Below are 233 nucleotides of genomic sequence, written 5' to 3' on the forward strand. Positions count from 1 at the left end.
GTTGTAAAATCTTCCGGTTCTGCAATGACCTGTTCTACAATCTCCATACTCTTTAAGTGGTTCGCCGTCAGCTTCATCACTCCGGCCGCCTCCTTAGCTCGTTTGCTGTCCTTCCAGAGGATGGAAGCAAAGCCTTCCGGCGACAAAATGGAATAAATGGAATTCTCAAGCATCCAGACTTCGTCGGCTGTCGCCATAGCAAGTGCTCCGCCGCTCCCGCCTTCTCCAATGAC

Annotated in this window: 1 pseudogene; it reads right to left on the reverse strand. The window is 51.5% G+C overall.

Annotated features, from left to right (window positions below):
- Positions 1-233 (reverse strand): annotated as a pseudogene (locus HJY11_RS13725) (acetyl-CoA carboxylase carboxyl transferase subunit beta); the annotation flags it as partial.

Source organism: Bittarella massiliensis (ex Durand et al. 2017) (assembly GCF_017566145.1).
Classification (GTDB): domain Bacteria; phylum Bacillota; class Clostridia; order Oscillospirales; family Ruminococcaceae; genus Bittarella; species Bittarella massiliensis_A.